The organism is Rhodococcus sp. WAY2, assembly GCF_009859915.1.
GTDB lineage: Bacteria > Actinomycetota > Actinomycetes > Mycobacteriales > Mycobacteriaceae > Rhodococcus_F > Rhodococcus_F oxybenzonivorans.
In genome coordinates this window covers 1-18,135 of record NZ_CP046573.1, presented here as the reverse complement: position 1 = coordinate 18,135, position 18,135 = coordinate 1, and the positions used below count along the sequence as shown (strand labels likewise).

15 protein-coding genes and 2 pseudogenes are annotated in these 18,135 nt (G+C 62.9%); 12 read left to right on the top strand and 5 right to left on the bottom strand.

Going from position 1 to position 18,135, the window contains the following annotated elements:
- Positions 1-11: 11 nt before the first annotated feature.
- From GFS60_RS30020 to GFS60_RS29995, 6 genes are read left to right on the top strand one after another with little or no spacing between them, the layout of a single operon-like run.
- The gene (locus GFS60_RS30020; RefSeq protein WP_201453674.1) at positions 12-257 is read left to right on the top strand and encodes a toluene-4-monooxygenase system B family protein; all 246 of its coding nucleotides are present in this window, start codon (positions 12-14) and stop codon (positions 255-257) included.
- Positions 254-622, top strand: a complete 369-nt coding sequence (locus tag GFS60_RS30015; RefSeq protein WP_159927696.1) for a Rieske 2Fe-2S domain-containing protein — start codon at positions 254-256, stop codon at positions 620-622. The genes GFS60_RS30020 and GFS60_RS30015 overlap by 4 nt, the downstream gene beginning before the upstream one ends.
- A 9-nt stretch (positions 623-631) precedes the next feature.
- Positions 632-937, top strand: a complete 306-nt coding sequence (locus tag GFS60_RS30010; RefSeq protein WP_159927694.1) for an MmoB/DmpM family protein — start codon at positions 632-634, stop codon at positions 935-937.
- A 1-nt stretch (position 938) separates the two neighbouring features.
- Positions 939-1,976: an aromatic/alkene monooxygenase hydroxylase subunit beta gene (locus GFS60_RS30005; RefSeq protein WP_159927692.1), complete on the top strand. Its 1,038-nt coding sequence runs from the start codon at positions 939-941 to the stop codon at positions 1,974-1,976.
- Positions 1,973-2,965, top strand: a complete 993-nt coding sequence (locus GFS60_RS30000; protein ID WP_159927691.1) for a 2Fe-2S iron-sulfur cluster binding domain-containing protein — start codon at positions 1,973-1,975, stop codon at positions 2,963-2,965. The genes GFS60_RS30005 and GFS60_RS30000 overlap by 4 nt, the downstream gene beginning before the upstream one ends.
- Before the next feature lie 31 nt (positions 2,966-2,996).
- Entirely contained in the window at positions 2,997-4,067 is a 1,071-nt protein-coding gene (locus tag GFS60_RS29995) for an alcohol dehydrogenase catalytic domain-containing protein (protein WP_159927690.1), read from the top strand.
- Positions 4,068-4,538: 471 nt separating this feature from the next.
- Here GFS60_RS29995 and GFS60_RS39355 read toward each other — a convergent pair whose 3' ends face one another.
- On the bottom strand, positions 4,539-4,691 hold the full coding sequence (locus tag GFS60_RS39355) for a hypothetical protein (RefSeq protein ID WP_236603549.1): 153 nt from the start codon (positions 4,689-4,691) through the stop codon (positions 4,539-4,541).
- A 202-nt stretch (positions 4,692-4,893) separates the two neighbouring features.
- Here GFS60_RS39355 and GFS60_RS29985 point away from each other — a divergent pair.
- The 5 genes and pseudogenes from GFS60_RS29985 to GFS60_RS29960 all read left to right on the top strand — a co-directional run.
- Positions 4,894-5,228: pseudogene (locus GFS60_RS29985) on the top strand (4-hydroxyphenylacetate 3-hydroxylase N-terminal domain-containing protein); the annotation flags it as partial.
- 37 nt (positions 5,229-5,265) lie between these two features.
- On the top strand, positions 5,266-6,381 hold the full coding sequence (locus GFS60_RS29980; RefSeq protein WP_328799837.1) for an AraC family transcriptional regulator: 1,116 nt from the start codon (positions 5,266-5,268) through the stop codon (positions 6,379-6,381).
- Between the two features lie 327 nt (positions 6,382-6,708).
- The gene (locus GFS60_RS38735; RefSeq protein ID WP_201453673.1) at positions 6,709-6,972 is read left to right on the top strand and encodes a hypothetical protein; all 264 of its coding nucleotides are present in this window, start codon (positions 6,709-6,711) and stop codon (positions 6,970-6,972) included.
- Between the two features lie 1,114 nt (positions 6,973-8,086).
- The gene (locus GFS60_RS29965; protein ID WP_159927688.1) at positions 8,087-8,323 is read left to right on the top strand and encodes a hypothetical protein; all 237 of its coding nucleotides are present in this window, start codon (positions 8,087-8,089) and stop codon (positions 8,321-8,323) included.
- A gap of 222 nt (positions 8,324-8,545) precedes the next feature.
- The gene (locus tag GFS60_RS29960) at positions 8,546-12,040 is read left to right on the top strand and encodes a serine/threonine-protein kinase (protein ID WP_159929017.1); all 3,495 of its coding nucleotides are present in this window, start codon (positions 8,546-8,548) and stop codon (positions 12,038-12,040) included.
- A gap of 34 nt (positions 12,041-12,074) precedes the next feature.
- Here the strand turns inward: GFS60_RS29960 and GFS60_RS29955 are convergent.
- From GFS60_RS29955 to GFS60_RS29945, 3 genes and pseudogenes are all read right to left on the bottom strand, one after another.
- A pseudogene (locus GFS60_RS29955) lies at positions 12,075-12,277 on the bottom strand (ISAzo13-like element transposase-related protein); the annotation flags it as partial.
- 661 nt (positions 12,278-12,938) lie between these two features.
- Positions 12,939-13,943, bottom strand: a complete 1,005-nt coding sequence (locus GFS60_RS29950) for an AraC family transcriptional regulator (RefSeq protein WP_159927687.1) — start codon at positions 13,941-13,943, stop codon at positions 12,939-12,941.
- Positions 13,944-15,872: 1,929 nt separating this feature from the next.
- Positions 15,873-16,601 (bottom strand): ATP-binding protein, encoded by a 729-nt coding sequence (locus GFS60_RS29945; RefSeq protein WP_236603547.1) that lies wholly within the window; start codon positions 16,599-16,601, stop codon positions 15,873-15,875.
- Between GFS60_RS29945 and GFS60_RS39350 the strand changes: the two genes are divergently transcribed.
- Complete coding sequence (locus tag GFS60_RS39350) at positions 16,581-16,958, top strand: DUF6308 family protein (protein ID WP_236603546.1); 378 nt, start codon at positions 16,581-16,583, stop codon at positions 16,956-16,958. The two genes, GFS60_RS29945 and GFS60_RS39350, sit on opposite strands and share 21 nt — an antisense overlap.
- A 31-nt stretch (positions 16,959-16,989) precedes the next feature.
- On the opposite strand, the gene GFS60_RS29935 is transcribed toward GFS60_RS39350, so the two are convergent.
- Positions 16,990-17,391 carry an ester cyclase gene (locus GFS60_RS29935; RefSeq protein WP_236603657.1) on the bottom strand — a complete coding sequence of 134 codons (402 nt, stop codon included), beginning with the start codon at positions 17,389-17,391 and terminating at the stop codon, positions 16,990-16,992.
- Positions 17,392-18,135: the final 744 nt, after the last annotated feature.

Genomic DNA, 18,135 nt, shown 5'->3' with positions numbered 1-18,135 from the left:
GGGTGCTCGAGATGGCTTTGTTTCCTGTGCAAGGGATATTCGACGATGACTTCGTCGTCATGCTCATACCGGTCGACGACGCGGACCCGATGTCAGTCATCGCGGAGAAGGTGGCACACCACGCCGCCGGCCGGCGCGTCGCTCCCCAGTCCGGGCCTCTGCAAGTCCGGTTCCACGGCCACGTACTAGCGGAAACCGACACCGTGGCCGATGCGGGGGTGGCCCCACTCGATGTGCTGCAGGTGGGGTATCGATGAGTGACGTCGAGGTCGGATGGGCCGACGCACTCGAACTCGGTGAACTGTGGGAAGGCGACATCATCGACGTGGAGTTGCACGGGGAGCAGGTTCTGCTGGTGCACCACGCCGGTGGCGAGATCCTGGCTTTCCAGGGCATGTGCCCGCACCAGGAAGTGCTGCTCGCCGACGGGAACTGGAACGACGAATCGGGTGTCCTCGAATGTCCCGGACATCACTGGCAGTTCGACATGCGAACTGGAGACGGGCTCAACCCCACAGGCTGCCGGCTCTACCGGTTCCCCGTCCGCGTCGCCGATGAACAGATCCAAGTCGGAATACCGTGCGACGGCGTACGACATCACAACCGAGCGAATGACAGCTAGAAGGCGGAAATGACAGACGTGACACTCAAGATGGTGGGACCGCTCATGCGCGGACTCGACATGGACCTGGCCGATGCCGTTGCGGAAGCGATCATCGCTGACAACCCGGACTCCGATGTCCAGGTTCACGATGAGGGAGGGTACGTCCGCATTCAAGTACCCGAGTACTGCCGGCTCACCCAACTCAGCCTGGAGCGCGAACTCGGTCGCGCCTTTCCGCTGGTGGAACTCGAACCAGCACTGAGCGGATTCGCCGGTCGCATGAAGCAGGTCAAAGACGATGAGATCATTTGGTTTCTGGAAAGGAAAGATTGAGATGGCGTCCAACGCGCGGATCAAGCCCAAACCCAAGACATGGAGCCTATTGGGGGATGTGCGACGCAAGCCGTCTCCGTACGAGGTCGTCACATCGAAGTTTCACACCCACTTCCGTCGCGATCCGCAACCGTTCGAACATGCAGGAATGCCCCTCAATGGTTGGTATCTGCAGCACCGGGAAGGATCACCATTCCAGGTAGAAGACTGGGAGCAGTTCCGCGACCCATACAAACTCACCTATAAGGACTACGTCGCACTGCAGGACGAGCGTGAAGTGTTCGTCGACAAACTCATCGACCAACACGAACACGCTGAGTCTGCCCGGGGCCTGACTCCGGAGTGGGTGGCGACGCTCGAACGGCTACTCGTACCACTACGCTTTCCGCTGCACATCCTGCAGATGACGGGACTGTACGTAGGCCAGATGGCACCATCATCTTTCATCACCAACTGCGCCAACTTCCAGGCCGCGGATGAGATGCGCCGTATTCAGCGCGTGGCCTACTGGACGAAGGTTCTCGCGAACGCCCACGGGGACCGGCTCGCATCAACGGACGTCGCGCGGACCAGCTGGGAACACGATCCCCTGTGGCAGCCGACGCGCGAGGCATTGGAACGGCTCCTGATCGCGTACGACTGGGGCGAAAGCTTTGCGGCCTTGAACCTCGTGATCAAGCCACTTCTCGACACGGTGTTCAACGTGCAGTTCGCGGCTCTGGCCGGGGAGAACGGGGACGATTTCCTGCGGATGCTCTTCACAGAGTTCGGCGAAGACAGCACTCGCAGTCAGACCTGGTCAGCCGCCCTCGTCCGGTACTCCCTCGAGCGTGACCCGCAGCTGGCGGACGTGCTCGCCGGCTGGGTCGCGCAATGGCAACCGCTCATGCTCGAGGCCGTCAGTAATCTCGGTCAGATGTTCGAGAAGGCGCCACAGCCATTGGCGGCCATCGACCTGACCGAGGCAGTCGCATCCGCACAGCATCAGCACCTGCAGGCGTGCGGCCTCATGGTGCCGTCCGGGGACAACGAGCCGTGACAGCGGCCTATCGAGTACGGGTGACGCCGGGCGGTGGGGAGTTCGAAATCCGCGAGGGTGAGCGCATTCTCGCCGCTGCCCGGCGCTCCGGCGTCTGGCTGCCATTCGAGTGCGGCTGGGGAGCGTGTGGGACTTGTAAGCTCACGCTCATCGAGGGCCAGACCGACACGCTCTTCGACACTGCACCAGCGATTCATCCGCGGGACGCCAGGCGAGGACGAATCCTGGCGTGCCAAAGCGCAGCCGGCTCAGACCTTGTCGTCAAGGCGACCCGGACCGATGATTCCCCGCGGACTCATCTCAGCACCGGCGACTACACCGCGCACTTGGCGCAGGTGGATGAGCTCGCTCCCGACATCCGCCGGTTCCGTTTCCGGCTCGATCGGCCGGCAGACTACCGAGAAGGCCAATTCGCGGTTCTCGAACTCGGACCGGATCTGCGGCGATGCTATTCGATGGCGGCCACGTCCGGAGAACGTCACGTCGAGTTCATCGCCAAGCGCTACGCCGGTGGTCGAGGTAGCGAACGTCTCTTCTCGCTGCCACTGGGGTCGGTTGTTCCCATTGAGTTGCCCTACGGCGACATGTGGCTACGCCAGGACGAGCGGCCCATCTTTCTGATTGCCGGCGGCACAGGGGTGTCGGCGATACTCGCCCTCGCGCACCAACTGGCGGCGACCAACGACCCCCGTCCCGTGCGGGCCTTTTACGGCGCAACCTCCGTCACCGAACTGGTCGGTCGGTCGCAACTGGCCCACCTCCTGGCGGGACTGCCCGACGGCCACCTTCGCACCTGCTCATCGACTCCGTCCGCGGACGTCTCAACGTCCAGCGGTTACGTCACCGACGCGCTCGCTGCACATGCCGACAGCCTCGCCGGTGGGCGGATTTACCTAGCCGGACCGCCGCCGATGGTAGACGCAGTCCTGAAGCTACTGAGTACAGGCGGCCAATCAATCGACACCATCCACTACGACCGTTTCGGGTAAGTCAACTCACTACCCGAGAAGGGAGGCAGACATGCGAGCAGCCGTTTACCACGGACCCAAGGACGTCAGGATCGAGGAGCTGGCCGATCCACGCATCGAACAGCCCGGGGACGTCATCATCAAGATGATCACCACATCCATGTGCGGATCCGATCTGTACCTCTACAACGGCGAGGTCGAGGAACTTGTTGCGCCCGGTCACACAACGCTAGGGCACGAGATCTGCGGCGAAGTGGTCGAAGTCGGGTCAGCCGTCAACCGCTTCGCCGTCGGGGACCGGGTGACATTTCCCTACTCGGTTAGCTGCGGTCGCTGCGCGTCCTGCAGGGTAGGTCAGACCGCGCATTGCCTGACCTCAGGCAAGGCGATCTACGGTTTCGGCACAGCATTCGGAGACCTGGGGGGAAGCCACGCAGAGTATGTACGCTCACCGTTGGCAGACGACCACCTCGAGCACGTTCCCGACTCGCTCCCCGATGACGTCGTTCCGTTCCTCTCATGCAACCTGCCGGCAGCCGCAATAGCGGTACACGCTGCGGGGATCGAACTGACCGATACCGTCGCGGTCGTCGGTTGCGGGGCAACGGGCCTGTTGGCACTCGACCTGGTCCGCCGTCATACCAACGCAACGGTGTACGCGTTCGATCCCGTGCCCTTCCGCCGCAAACGGGCCGAATTACTCGGTGCGGTGCCGATGGATGCCAGCGCGGATGCTGTAGACACGTCAATCCAGGCGGTCCTCGATGCAACACAAGGACTCGGAGTGCACAAAGTAGTTGAATTTGCTGGCCGCGGTGACGCTTTCGATCTCTCGGTGGCTCTCGCCCGGCCCGGCGGAACGATCAGCGGCGGTGGCGTCTACCTCGAGCGCGATCACCCGGTGTCACTGTTCGACATGCATTTCAAGAACCTAAGGTTGGTGCTCAACGGATTCGCCAATGCGCGCACCGCCCAATGGCATGCGATGCAGCTTATCGAAAACAGTGTGATCGATCCGACCGCGGTGCTCACGCATCGCGTAGGTCTGTCCGAATTACCTTCTACAGCTGAACAGTTCACTACGCGTGAAGAAGGATTCCTCAAAGCGTTGATCACACCGTAGCTCGGCCTGACGGCAACGGCGGCGCCGATGCGTACAAACGTAGGATAGCGGTCCGTGCTTCTTGACGGCATCAGGCCGCAGGACTGCGGCCAACACATCCCCCGGAGAAGAGGAGGGCAGAGTTCTCGGCACGTCACGCCGACCAACCTCGTAGGGCGGCGCAAAACCCGAGCCTGTACTGTGCCGCAGGGTGAGTGGCTAAGCCTGATACACCGATTCACTGCTCTGGTCGCTGCGAGTCTCGGTGTGCGGCATAGGATGGGGTGTGGTCGTGGTTGATCATCCGACCTCTCATGTCGGGTTGTTCCACTGGGTCTTTCGCGTCGAGGCCGGGCAGATATCGCGCGCTTTGGTGATGGTCGGGTAATTGCGGCCGATAGTTCTGTCGAACAGGTGCCGGGCGGTAGATTGTCGCCAGCTCCGACGTCGAGATCACTTCCCTGCCGCCGGTGACGGACACGATGGGACCGGTCAGGGGATGTCGATGCCGTACGCACCCGGATGGTCGGACTCGATCGACACGGGCGCCCGATCGCTCCTGCACTGTCCGGCAATGCGGCGACGCTGACGCCCAGGGCTTCCTATGACCGCAGTGACCACGTCATCTTCATCGGCGATGATCATCGATGGGTCCCGCCGACACGACCAAGGACACTGCTATTTTACCGCATCACCTTCCACGATTTCGGTGCCGTCTCGGGCACCACGGCGTGGAACGGCTGCCTCGACGACCCCTTCAGCGGATGGTTCGACGCCGCCGCACCGTTCCTCCGCTTCATCTGCAGCTCGTCCAGGCTGCCTCGTAGTCCTGACAGAAGGGAACATCATGACCACCACCGAAGAGGCCCCGAGAGCACCGTCGACCGCACGAAGGTCAATACCGCCGCAGACTGCGAAGCCAACGGCACCGCCAACTTCGCGTCGCGCCCGATGACCGAGGAAGGACGTGACAGCCGGGGCGAGATAGACGTGTACATCGAGTCGCTGCGCGACGACCGCGGGATCTGGTCGTGCGGGAAACGCGTGATGGATGTCACCACGCATCCGGCGTACCGCAATCGGGTCCGGATGACCGCACCCCTTTACGACGCCATGCACACCGGTGAGCACGTCGATAACCTGACGACGCCTACGGACACCGGCAGCGGTGGCGTGACGATGATGAGCATCGACGACCTTGCCGCGATGGGTCGCTCGTATGCCTCACCGTTCGCAACGGTGGGGGAGGCGATGCAGCTCGCCGCACGCCGCTTCTCGGATCGGAAGTGACCGCGCCGAATCTCTACCGCTTCGGACGAAAGGCGCAGACGTGGACAGTGTGACCCAAACGATGCCAATGGAGGATCTCCTCGTCGAACTGAATTGCTGGGCAGGTGGGGTCGGGGCCCGGGAGGTGCGGCCGGGGCTGACCGTCTGCCGGTTCGATGCGCCGGGACCGTATTCGTGGGGGCCGGCCCATGGTGTCACCTTCGGTCTCGTCGCCCAGGGACGGCTGTCCGTGGACATCGGTCGCATCGCTCACGGTTGTGGCCCCCGCGAGGGAGTTGTCTTCACGGACCGTCTGTGCTCTGCGGTCGACGTAGTCGCGGCCTCCACCGATAACCCCTTCCTCGCGATGTTTCTGCAGATCGACGCGGCGATCATTCGCCGCATGTCGACAAATGTCTTGGTCAGCGATGCTGCGGCGGTGCCGGTAGCCCGGCGTGGCCGTACCAGTGGCAATCAGTGCAGCGGTGCCTTCAGTGTGGATGCACGACTTCTCCACTCTGTTTTGCGGTTCCTTCGAGCTCTCGATGACGATTTGGACGAGCGAGTGCTCGCGCCGATCTATTTGCAGGAGATCGTGTATCGCCTTATGCAGATCGCCTGCTGCCAGGATCCGCTGGAGGTTGCCTCACGCGATTCCGCCGCCGATCCTACGCGGGTGGCGATCGAGTACATCAGGTCTCACCTCACTGAATCAATCACCGTGAGCGACATCGCGCGTGAGGTCCGGTTGAGTGAGTCGGCGTTTGCGCATACCTTCCGTGCGACGATCGGAGTCAGTCCCTACCAGTTCCTCAAATCCGAGCGGCTGGACGCTGCGCGACGCATGCTCATCACCGGATCCGGCAACAAGGTGAGCGAAGTGGGACGCGCCGTGGGCTATTCGAGCGCCTCCCACTTCATTGCAGAGTTCAAGCGCCGATACTCGGTCACACCCCGCGAATATGCGAACGGGAAGTACTCTTGCGCCGCTCTGGATGTCGTCGACCGTCCTGATGGCGCCCACGCGAGAACAGCAGAAATGGTGAAGTTCCCCGCAGGCAACTGATACGCGAACCCAGCCGATGTCATACCGTCGATTAGACGCCGCAATTCATCTCACCCCAGGCACTCTGTGCGGCACACGATCCGGGCAGTATTCCGAACTACAGGGGGTGGCTACGGAGCAGACCTCAAAGAATGGGCGATCGGCACTGCCGGCGAAAGAACTCGGCCCTTGGGGTGATTGCCGCACAAGGTTTAGTGCCGTTTCCGCTTCCTCTCGACAGCCATGCCGTCGAAGACCGGAGTGGAATAGCTCACGGGAAGCCTGCGGACCTGTTGCGAATCGGCGGCGTTAGCCCAAACGCGCACCGACATGAACACGATCCAGGCGATGGCCGATCAACTCTCAACCGAAACACTTCCCGCCCTCCCCGGCGCGCTGGCGATCACGCCCGAACAGTTCCAGAGTTACATGTGGGAGAAGTTTACACAGGTCACCACCGGTGTCGGTCAGCTTGACACGATCCTGCCGATGTTCCAGGTGCTGGTAGCCGGAGTGGAGACACAGGCAGCGAACTTCCGCAGTGCCGATCAGATTCCGACGAGCTTTCTGCTCCAGGAGCGGTCCTGGTCGTTGTCGCGGGCGGAGCACTGATCGTCCGAGGCGGCAAGCGGACATCTCTCGCACATGCGGCGCTGCTCACGGCCACGGCCACGGCCACGGCCACGGCCACGGCCCCGGCCGTCGGCGCGGTCTTCAGCATCGCGCCCCTCCTGCTGTCGGTTCCTCAGAAGGATCACGCAACCGACAAGCTCACAGAGGCGTTTCGCCTCGATCGTCATGAACGCCGGCGCGGTCGCTGTGCGGGCTGGCATGAACGTCATCCAAGAAATGTCCGAGCAACGGCTGGCGTCGGAGCACTCAACACCGCGCTCCCCCGCTTCCAGGGGCTCGTCAGCGGCATCGATCGAAGAGAACGTCAGGAGCTTCAGCTGGCCGCCAGTATTCCCACTTCCGACGTGGCCACGACCGCCCTGACCCTCTGGTCCCTCGTCCCCGGCACGGTCTTGGTGACCGCCGACGTGCCCGGGCTGGCACTGCGCGAGCCGAGTCGTATTTATCCGAGGCCCGGGAAAGGACGCTCGCCGCTTCCTGCGAGGAGGAATTGGCCGGCGGAAATGGGGGTGAGTGCACTTGCGCACTCACCCCCACTTCATGCGCTGGGTGCGTTCTCGGGGTCTGGTGGGAACGGTGGAGCAGCTCCATGCGCTGCGCTCGGCCTACCTCGACTGCCGACCTGTTCCCCAATCCGACGCGTCACACAAGCCTGAATCAGGTCCTGATGGTCGCGTTCGAACCGGATGTCGCGGAGATCAGCTCTCGGGCAGGACCCGCACCGCACTCGAGTCGATCGTGCGAGACACCATCGTCCAAGGCATTACGTGACGCCGCCGGGGAGCCGCGTGCAGGCCGCGGAAAGCCTCGGGATTCGCGTTCGTCGCTGTACCGCTAGCTGAAGAGCTGCGGCATCGAAGTCGACGGGCGGTTCGACGCTGTGGCTGGGATGACCAGCGCTACGCGGCAGGCGCCGACGCATCGCACTCGTCGACGACCACCTTGGCCACTCCGGTAATCGTGAGCATGTCCCGAATCACGCCCACCCACAACTGACTTGTCGACGACACGTCGCCCACCGATCGCGGGCCCGGCCGCCACGTGAGGGACGGCCACGAGAATCTCCGCGGGCAGCACGCTGCGACTTCCCTCGATGAGCAGTAGTTCTTCCTCGGCGGCCCACAAGGGCATTGCTGTTCTACTTCGCCTCGAATTTCGCCAAGAACCGGGCACCGACTTCGGAGCCAACAAGCACGGTGCGCAGAACCTCCCCATCGGGCTGGCACCCGTCTTCCTGTTCGGCGTCCTGGTTACCTACGCGCTTCCGTTACCGGATGGCATGTACAACGCTCAGGACACCGGCACATCGCTCGTCGCTGCCGGCGACTGACAAATCCCGCTCCGGAACTCCGCGCGCTGCGGCCCGCGACGGGACGGGACGGCCACGTCGAGTCCGCGCGGCGATGAACCGACAGCGGCGCGGTGTGTCTGGCATCACAATCGCTGTAGACTTCAATGTTGTGACCGAGCTTGTGCCGCCGACTCGGCGGCACCTGCGGACATGACTGAGAAGCGGAAGACCTCCGTCCCCCCGCCACGAATCGAACTGCCCATGTCCGAGGCCAAGCCCGAAGACACTCAGCGCGACCAGGGTCCCGATGCAGTCGGTGCCGAACTCGAGTCCGAGGGGTTCGAGGAGGCGCACGAGATCGGCCGTGGCGGATTCGGCACCGTTTACCGATGTTGGGAACGATCACTCGATCGAGTCGTGGCGGTCAAGGTTCTCTCTGCGGACCTCGATGCCGAAAGCCGCGCGCGATTCGTCCGGGAGCAAAAAGCAATGGCTCAGCTCTCTGGACACCCCAACGTCGTGGAAGTGCTTCAGGCCGGAGTCACCATCAGTGGTCGTCCGTACATCGTGATGCCTTATCACCGTCGCGACTCCCTTCGGGTGCGAATTCACCGCGGTGGTCCGCTCGACTGGACCGAAGCGCTACGGATAGGAGTAAAACTTGCCGGAGCACTCGAGACTGCCCACCGCCTCGGCATAGTGCATCGCGACGTCAAGCCGGGCAATGTCCTGCTCACCGGATACGGTGAACCGCAGCTCACCGATTTTGGGATCGCGCGCATCACGGGAGCGTTCGAGACCGCAACCGGAGCAGTGGTCGGCTCGCCGGCCTACACCGCCCCGGAAGTGCTCACCGGTGCACGTCCCACCGTCGCATCTGACGTGTACAGCCTCGGCGCCACCTTGTTTTGCCTCGTCACCGGCCATGCGGCCCTCGAACGCCACAGTGGCGAAGACGTCGTCGCACAGTTTCTGCGCGTCGTCTCCGCGCCGGTGCCCAACCTCCAAGGGGCGTTCCCTCGGGATTTCGTTCGCGCCATCGAATGTGCGATGGCGCGAACGCCAGCGGATCGACCGGCATCGGCTGCGGACTTTGGCAATCAGCTCCGCGATATCCAACGCCGCCACGGCCACCGCCTCGACGACATGGCCCTCGACCAGGACGTCGACCAGCCGCATTCCCACGAGGATTCCCGCGAAGCCTCCCCGCGCGGGAAACCGCCGATCAGCCATGCTTCGAGCCCCGTCCCACGTTCGCCCGCGGCCGCACCCCCCAGCGTCGCAACCAAATTTCGGCCACCCACCGCCGCGCGTGCCCTCATCGGGCGCATGAGATTGATTGACCGGATGCGCGCTGCCGAACGCAAACGGTTGATCGTGATTCACGCACCAGCGGGATTCGGCAAGAGCACCCTGGCCGCACAGTGGCGCGACGTCCTCATCGCCGAGGGCGTTTCGGTTGCCTGGTTCAGCATCGACAATGACGACAACAACGTCGTCTGGTTTCTGGGGCATTTGGTCGAAGCAATCCAACAGGTACGACCTAATTTGGCGTCGGAGCTACGACAAGAACTTGAAGAACATGGTGACGAAGCTGAGCGATACGTTGTGACGTCACTGATCAACGAAATACACTCTACGCGAGAGCGATTCGCGGTTGTTATCGACGACTGGCACCGGATCTCCGATCCCGAGACCGTTGGTGCGATGAAGTTCCTGCTGGAGAATGGCTGTCACCACCTGCAAGTCATCGTGACGAGCCGAACCCGAGTCGGCCTGCCGTTGAGCCGCATGGGGGTAGCCGACGAACTGGTCGAAATCGATTCCGCTGACTTACGTTTCGACCTCAACGAGTCGCACCAATTCTTGGTCGACCTGTGTGGTCTGGCACTCGATGACCGCGAGGTCGCCGACCTTCGAAAATCAACCGACGGATGGGTCGCTGCCCTGCAACTGGCATCGCTGTCGCTTCGAAATCTCGAGGACCCGGCCGAGCTCATCAGCCATCTGTCGGGTCGCCATCGCGCCATTGCCGAATACCTGGCCGAAAACGTTTTGAGCACACTCGAACCGCGGCTACTCGACTTCATGCTGCGCACATCGATTACCGAGCGGATCTGTGCAGGCCTGGCAGCAGCGTTGACCGAACTCGAGCACTGCCAAGCTCTTCTCGAAGAGGTCGAAGAGTGCGACCTGTTTCTTCGAGCGCTCGACGAGGAAAGAGAATGGTTTCGCTATCACCACCTGTTCGCCGATTTCCTCCGCCGCCGACTCGAATGTGACTATCCCGATCAAGTTTCCGCGTTACATCGCACAGCGGCGCTGTGGTTCGCCGATCACGCGCTGCTCAGCGAAGCGGTCGACCACTCGCTCAAAGCGGGGGATCGAGAACGGGCCGCCGAGTTGATCGAGGCGCACGGAATGGAGCTCATCGAGCACTCACAGATGAGCACGTTGCTCGGGTTGATCGCGAAGCTACCAAAGGCCGTGGTATCAGCCCGTTCCCGGTTACAGATCCTACTCGGCTGGGCTCATGTCCTGCTGCACCATCGACCCGAGGCCACCCACGCCGCGTTGGAATCCGTGAAGTCGGCTCTGACGCGTGAAGGGTCGCACTCGACAGACGCCGAAGACCAGATGCTGGAGGCGTCCCTCGTCCAAGCCGTGGGTGACTTGTTTGCCGACCGGGTGGAAGGGCTGTTCGAGCGGGCATCGGAGTGCTTGACCAGGCCGGAAACGTTGCGGCCATTCGTCGTATCCGCCGCTGCTAATGTTGCCTCCTTCGAGGCGATCTACAGGTTCGATTTCGACTCGGCCCGCCGCTGGCAAGAATGGGCCTTGCCCTACCACGAGCGAACCAGCGGACCGTTCACTGTGTGGTACGGATTTTTCTTTGCTGGCATCGCCGCACGCGAACAGCTCGACATCCCAGCTGCTGAGGGCTTCTTTCGTGAGGCGCTCCGCTTGGCGCGAGAGGCCGGATCCAACTACTCCATTCGACTTGCCGGCGCGGCGCTTGGCGAGCTGCTATACGAGCGCGGCAACTTGGACGACGCCGAACACCTCCTTGACGAAAGCCATCAACTCGGCTCCGAAGGCGGGGTAGTGGACATCATGCTGATCACCTACGGAACCGGAGCACGGATAAAGGCGTTACGCGGCGACATCGACGCCGCCGCACGACGCCTCGACGAGGGAGCCGGGATTTCTGCGTCGCTTTCGCTCCCGCGCCTGGCAGCGCGGATCGAGAACGAACGGATACGGTGTGGCCTTGTCGATGCCTCCGGCAGTTTCGCCGTGCGAACCCGAAGCGAATCCGCCGATGCCGGATCTCTCGAGCACACCCCGCAACACGATGGCATCGTCGTGATTACCGAGGAACTTCGAGAAGACTCCTCGATACGTCTGCTGCTTCACGACGGATCCCCTCAACAGGTCGCTCTCGCGTGTACTCGCGCGGCGGCACACGCGCAGCGAATCCCGCACGAGCGGAGGAGAGCGCAACTCCAGGCCCAAATGCTGCTCGCTTCCTGCCTTTTTGCGGCGGGCCGAGTCGATTCGGCCAAGGAAGTCGTTGCACCTGTAGTGAGCAAATCCGCCGAACTAGGGCTCAAGCAGTTCCTCGTTGAGGGCGGACCACAGATACCCGCACTCGCAAGGAACCTACTGACGGACAATGAGCACAACCCATCGGCATGGCCCCAACTCGACACCGCATTTCTATCGGAAGTGTCCAACCGGCCATCAATCGGATGACCGCCCATACTTAGACTTAGAGCCAATCCGGTGTGGTGGTGGCGATGACTTCGTGACTGGTCAGGGGGCGCCCGCGCCAGTTCATGGAGATGCGAGAGCACCAGCGGTGTTCGATCTGGTTCCATTCGCTGGTGCCCCGGGGGCTAGGTGGCAGACGGTGCTCGTCGGCCAGGTGCGCGCGGCGAGGGCGGCCAGTTTGGTCTTCCATTGCCGGGTGCGGGATCCATTCGATCCGCCGCCTCGGCGCAGAACAGCAGTCGGCCGGCCTCTCGAGCAACTTTATGGCAGCGGTGTGGCGCAGGATTTGCTGGGGTGGCATGTTTGCTGGCCAGGCCCGGACATGCGTCGGCGGCGGTTGCGGTGTGTCGTGTCAAGCGTGCCGCCACTGCGTCACGGCTCATCCGTGTTTCGGTCTCTCCGGGTAGGAAGCGGGAATCCGGTTGCGCGGCTATCGATCTGCCTGCGTAGGATGTCCACGGTTTGCCGATCGAGCAGTGTGCTTCAATTCTTCCGGCCCTTTCCGCGACAAACGGCGTCCGCGGCGGACCCGAGATGAACATCGGCGATCTTCAGATCGGTCAAACTCCGAAAACATCCCGGTGGTTGTCACCGCGGTCTGCAATAGTGCGTGGTCGCGTCGCCCGGCCTGTGTGGTTCGGTTGGGTGCGGCCAGGAGTGCGAAGCTTTCCGCGGTCGTCAGGTAGGTCACGTCGGTGCGTTGGTGTCGTTTCGGCGGAATGGCAAGGAAGCGGGCAGATCGTGTTGGCATGTTCCGGATGACGATAAGCGGCGTAGGCGAACAGCGAATGCAACTCCGCCAGTCGGGCATTGCGGGTGGTGACGGCGTTGCCGCGGTCCGCTCATCGCTGGAGCCTACGTCGGTGGACCCTGGTTTGTTTTACCTCGTCAGTGATGGAGATTCTTTCGATGCCGACTTGCGTAGTGTCTCCGAGGGCGCCTCGCCGAACTTGTTGCGATAGGCCACAGCAAACCGACCGAGGTGCGCGAATCCCCATCGGTACGCAGTATCTGAGACCGACGTCCGCAACGCCGGGTTGCTGAGATCCTCGCGCACACGCTGAAGGCGGACCTCACGCAAATAGCAGGTCGGGGATACACCGACGTAGCGTTGGAAACCGTCCTGCAGTGTCCGGGCACTGACCCCTATCGCACAAGAGAGATCCGACATCGACCATGGTTCGTCCGGCTGCTGTTCGAGCAGGTCGATCGCCTGCTTCACTGCACGCGGCCGAGCAGGTCCGTGTGTGCTGAGTAGCAGCTCGGAATAGTTGTGCGGCTGGCCGACCAGTAAGCCGGTCATCACCAGTTCTTCGATTCGTGCGACCAGCAGCGGCTCGTGACCCGTCTCTGCGTCGCGTTCCATCTCAGCTTGCAACAGCCTGACACTGTCAACCCAGGTGCGCAGTGACGGGGAGGTCAGATCCATGCTGAAGTCGAAGCACAGCGGCGCCTTGATCTCGTGGCACAGCAAACCTTCGAGCTGCCGTTCCAGAGCGTGGCGCTCGATGCGTACGAAAATCATGCTGTAGTCGGGGCTGAGGGTGATCATCGAGGGGTCTTCGCCCCGAAACGACACGCCGAGGGACGGTGTCGACGGAGCGGTCTCGTGCTTGCCCCGCTGAGCTTCCGCCTTTCCGGTGAGCGGCAGCGTGAAAAAGTACAGCGCTTCTGTCGTCGGCGCCTCCAGCGTGATAAGAGATTCGTACCTCAGATACGCCAGAGTCGTATTGCCGAGTTTGGCCGCGTTCATACGGGCATCCGAAGAAACTGCACCTGAGGCCTTGACCTTGTGCGGAACGAGTAGACGCCCGCCGACATCGCGGATCACATCGAGGTCACCGGTACGGAACTGAGAGCAATGTGCAAGGGGTTCCGCCGACATGTAGAAATCACCTCTACCTCTGTGGTCTCCCCGCGCGGGAGCACCGACCTACGCAAACATATTGTGACTCGCGTCACGGCAGTGTACGCCAGGTGCGGTCTTATACTCCAGATGCGGTTCGAGCGGATCTGTTCCGCTGAACGGCCCGCGGACCGATTCCGTGGCGTGCCGGCTCCTACGGCGATGACCCCCGCAGCGGTCCTCACCCTCCTCGTCGGCGCCCCACCCGCTGAATGTGGGGTCGGCTCAACCAAGCGTTGGGTATCCAGCCGTCAGGGTTCTCTGATGGCGTTTTTTCGCAGTTCGCGAGCACTGAGACCTTTCAATTCCCCGCACAGCGGTGGACAGATCCCATCGCGGTCGAGTCGGCGCTGGCGCTCGGGTTGGCTGCTCAGCCGCGCTACCTCACTGACCGGGAGGAGCATCACCAAGCCATCTCAGATACCGGCTCTTTGCACGCGTCGGTATGGAGTCCAGCCGGTGTAGTCGAAGCAATCGAAGGACCCGGTTGCTTCGGACTTCAATGGCACCCAAAACTGTCACTCAGTAGCTGCCTAATCAACTTGGCGCCGTTCGTGCGGGCTCGTTCGAATGTGACCACTGTTTCTCATTGCGCCCCAATACCCGGACTTGTCGCCGGTACCGAGTTCCGGCCGGGTGGAGTCGACGGTCGAGAAGATCGCACGGCGCACTCGGCGGGCGCCGCTGGCCGCGGATAGCGTGGACGGCCCGAGGCCGCGTCGACGGTGTGCACGATGACCGGGGCAGTGAGCCCGGCAGCCGTGGGGAACGGCGTCTCGGCCTCGACGTCGAACGTGTGAGGGCAGTCTGGATCCGCCGATTCGAAGGCAGTGCGACGGTGATTCGTCCGACAGTCGACTGCTCGGCCAGAATGGGGTGTAGACCTGCGGCGGCAGGTCCCTTGGAGGAAGGCTGGGCCGTCAAATTTGGGTGTCCGCGTCAAAGTGCTCGCGGACGGTGCCTCGGTGTTCGTCCTCGTGAGCATCGACGGCGAGGACACGCTGATCGAACCCGAACGTGAAGTCGTTCGATCTTGTGTATCTCCGGTCAATGACCACGGTCTTTGCACGTCTCGTGGGCTTACGAATTGGGCTCGGTGTGCTTGCCTGCGGAGGCAGATCGAGATGAGTGGGGCATCAGATCGCGAGCAGTCGGGTGGCTGTCGCCGCGATGGAGTCACCGGGGGCCTGGCGTGAATTTTCGCCACGCCATCAGGGCGGCCGAAGTCAGCCCACCTTCCCAGGTCAGGGAACATTCCCCATACCCATCTCCGGTCGGAATGTGGTGATGAAGGGGATGTTCAGGGTGATGGTGGCGACCAGGGAACCGGGCTCGGTCCCGATCGCGGGCGGCGGTCGTGATTGTGGGGAGTTCCATGCTCGCACTTCGGCATCCCCGGTCGTTCCGGTGTTGAGGCATTGCGCCTATGCATCCCCGGTCTCCGCTAGAAGCTAGAAATGCGGTGAGACCCGGTGTTGCCGTGCCGGTTTGCGCGATGACACGGCTCTGGCAGACGAGGACGCGCTGATTGAGTCGGTGCGTGACGACGTCCCCAGGGCCGCCTCGAGCGTCTGGTTTCGGTCGGGTCCTGACCTCGCAGGAAGCGTCCTCTGAACAGGGGAGATGAGACTCTCCGACCAGCGAAGGAGCGCGCCAGCCCGGATGATGAGCTGCCGCGGCTATCGTCACCACGACCTCCAGGCTCGCTGATCGTGTTCGTGCGGGACGGCAGGCGGCCACGGTCTTCTTGAGCCCGTCCAGGTCGACGCTGATCTTCGCCGGGATCCCGGCCGCGGCAGCCGCGAGTACGACCTCCTTCTGGTGCGTAGCCGATGACATACGGATGCCATCCTTGATTGGAGGGACCGTCAGCGACGCTGAGCCGTGTGAGTGAAGGCGGCCCTCCATTCAGAGCGCCGAATTGTCGAGACTTGATGTGTCGTAGTCGCCGGCAGTGAACCGATCAGAGGAAGCGATGCGTCGCAGGGCTTCGAGGTTGGTCGTGATCGGAGCGATCTGGAACTCGTCCAAGGCCTGGATCGAGCGTCGGACCGCCTGGGCGCGGTCCTCGCCGTGGACACACAGCTTCGCGACGAGCGGAGCGTAGTAGGGCGTGACGTCGGTTCCGGCGCCATACCCGCTGTCAACGCGTACCCAGGGATCCTCAGGCTGTACCCAGGTCTCGATCTGCCCTGGAGTGGGAAGGAAGCGCACTGGATCCTCGGCGTAGATTCGGAACTCGATCGCGTGCCCTCGTACGGTCGGCCAGGTCAGGTTGACTGCTTCTCCAGCGGCGATCCGCAACTGCAGTTCGACGAGGTCGAGTCGGGTCACCAGCTCGGTGATCGGATGTTCGACCTGTAGGCGGGTGTTCATCTCGAGGAACACGAACTCGTCGGTGTGGGGGTCCAGCAGGAACTCCACCGTTCCGGCGCCGCGGTAGCCTACGGCCCGGCCCGCTGCGACCCCGGCGGCCAGCAGGCGTGCGCGAAGTGACGCGGTCAGGCGGCCGGCCGGGGTCTCCTCGACGACCTTCTGGAAGCGTCGCTGCGCCGAACAATCTCGTTCACCGAGAGCTATGACACGACCGTCGTCGAGGCCGAGGATCTGGACGATGTGGCGGGCCGGTCGGATCATCTTCTCGAGCAGGATGTCGGGGAGCCGAACATCCGTTGCGCCCGGGTGGTCGCCGTTTCGAAGGCAGTCTCGAGGGTGGCCGCGTCGTGGATCATCGACATGCCGATCCCTCCGCCACCGAACGCCCCCGGTTGGGATTCGGTGGTCAGTCAGGTCCTGGGCACCGAGCGAGCACATCTGAACCCGGTTCGGGAGGCGCTGCGCGCCGACGACGCAGCGCTGCACCGCCGGTTGCTGTCGATCCGGGAGGAGGCCGGCCTCCCCGAAGAGATCTCGGCACTGCGGGTGTTCGATGTGATCGCGTGGATGGACGGCAAGAACCGCCGCCTGGGCGAGCCCTCTGACCTGGAAAGATGACACGTCCCGGACTGAGGGGATGTGCGGCGGCTCAGGAGCGGGTGAGGCGGGATCTGAGTTTGTGTATGCCGACTATGACTTTTTCTGCGGTGCTCCCGGGCGCGGGGAGCATGCCCAGCTGTATGGCGATGTCGTTCATGTTGACGATGATCCGCAGTGTGGCGATTTTGCCGTCGCGGTGTTCGTGGATGTCGACGCCGTCGAATTCGATGTGTTTGCCGGTGGCGGGGATGCCAGGTGGGTCGATGGGGCCCTGGTGGGTGGCGGTCGCCTTCCACCAGTAGGCGGCTCGTGGGCCGTCGCTCGCCACGTGCGGGCCGGCGATCAGCTCGAAGGTCAGGTCGGGGAACGCGCGCCAGCCGTGGTCGAGGAATTCGCGTACGTCGGCTTTGCCGCGCATGGTCTTGGGCCAGGCGGAGTCGTCGTAGACGATGTCGTCGGTGAGTAGCTTGAGGACCTGTGCGGGGTCGTGGGCGTTCCAGGCGTTGCCTCAGCGCTCGGCGAACTCGTCCACCCATGCGGGGTCGAGTTTCTGTGCCGATGTCTGTTCTCCCATGCTTTCCAGGCTAGGGGTGACGGGTCGGTTCACCGGGTGTGATGGTGCTGTGACCTGGTGTGATGACATGTCCCCGGTTTGTGATGTGGGGCGCCGGCGACGTGTCGGGGGAGTGCCGGCGTCGGGGTGCCGGCGGGCGCGTGGGTGTCTGTTTCGTCCGGGTTTGAGCCGGTTTTGAAAGATGTTGATTTACAACATGATTCGTTAATCAGTTGATGAGTAAGTGTTTACGTGTGTTGTGCACGAACGTCAGGTTGTAAGGTTCGGAATCCCTTGTTGATCAACAGATTTGGGTGTTTTGGGATTTTCAACTGTTTTGGGTTGTGTGGGGGTGGGTGGTATGCTGTGGGTATGACATGGAGCGGTGCGGGAAGGCGAGTGGGCGGCGTGTCGGGCGCTCCCGCACGCCTCCCCGGCCTCGTTGGGGTGTGGGGGACCGGATCGAACGTGACGAGTAAAAGCACAGGTGAGAACGCAATCTCGGAAACTCAGAGGAGCGAAGCGACTCGATCGACGGCAACGGGAATCGACCCACTGCGAGCCGCGCAAGCGGCTCCCTGGCGGGGAGCGGAGCGACTCGCCCCCGTCTCCCGGTGCGGAGCACCGGGAGCAGCGCCGCGG

What these genes read in the sequence shown, in the direction of transcription:
- GFS60_RS30015 (WP_159927696.1), top strand. Translation starts at nt 254, where the DNA reads ATGAGTGACGTCGAGGTCGGATGGGCCGACGCACTCGAACTCGGTGAA.
- GFS60_RS38735 (WP_201453673.1), top strand. Translation starts at nt 6,709, where the DNA reads ATGGCCGATCAACTCTCAACCGAAACACTTCCCGCCCTCCCCGGCGCG.
- GFS60_RS39355 (WP_236603549.1), bottom strand. Translation starts at nt 4,691, where the DNA reads ATGATCATCGCCGATGAAGATGACGTGGTCACTGCGGTCATAGGAAGC.
- GFS60_RS30020 (WP_201453674.1), top strand. Translation starts at nt 12, where the DNA reads ATGGCTTTGTTTCCTGTGCAAGGGATATTCGACGATGACTTCGTCGTC.
- GFS60_RS29965 (WP_159927688.1), top strand. Translation starts at nt 8,087, where the DNA reads ATGAGCAGTAGTTCTTCCTCGGCGGCCCACAAGGGCATTGCTGTTCTA.
- GFS60_RS29950 (WP_159927687.1), bottom strand. Translation starts at nt 13,943, where the DNA reads ATGTCGGCGGAACCCCTTGCACATTGCTCTCAGTTCCGTACCGGTGAC.
- GFS60_RS30005 (WP_159927692.1), top strand. Translation starts at nt 939, where the DNA reads ATGGCGTCCAACGCGCGGATCAAGCCCAAACCCAAGACATGGAGCCTA.
- GFS60_RS29995 (WP_159927690.1), top strand. Translation starts at nt 2,997, where the DNA reads ATGCGAGCAGCCGTTTACCACGGACCCAAGGACGTCAGGATCGAGGAG.
- GFS60_RS29945 (WP_236603547.1), bottom strand. Translation starts at nt 16,601, where the DNA reads ATGATCCGACCGGCCCGCCACATCGTCCAGATCCTCGGCCTCGACGAC.
- GFS60_RS29960 (WP_159929017.1), top strand. Translation starts at nt 8,546, where the DNA reads ATGTCCGAGGCCAAGCCCGAAGACACTCAGCGCGACCAGGGTCCCGAT.
- GFS60_RS29980 (WP_328799837.1), top strand. Translation starts at nt 5,266, where the DNA reads ATGCCTCACCGTTCGCAACGGTGGGGGAGGCGATGCAGCTCGCCGCAC.
- GFS60_RS30010 (WP_159927694.1), top strand. Translation starts at nt 632, where the DNA reads ATGACAGACGTGACACTCAAGATGGTGGGACCGCTCATGCGCGGACTC.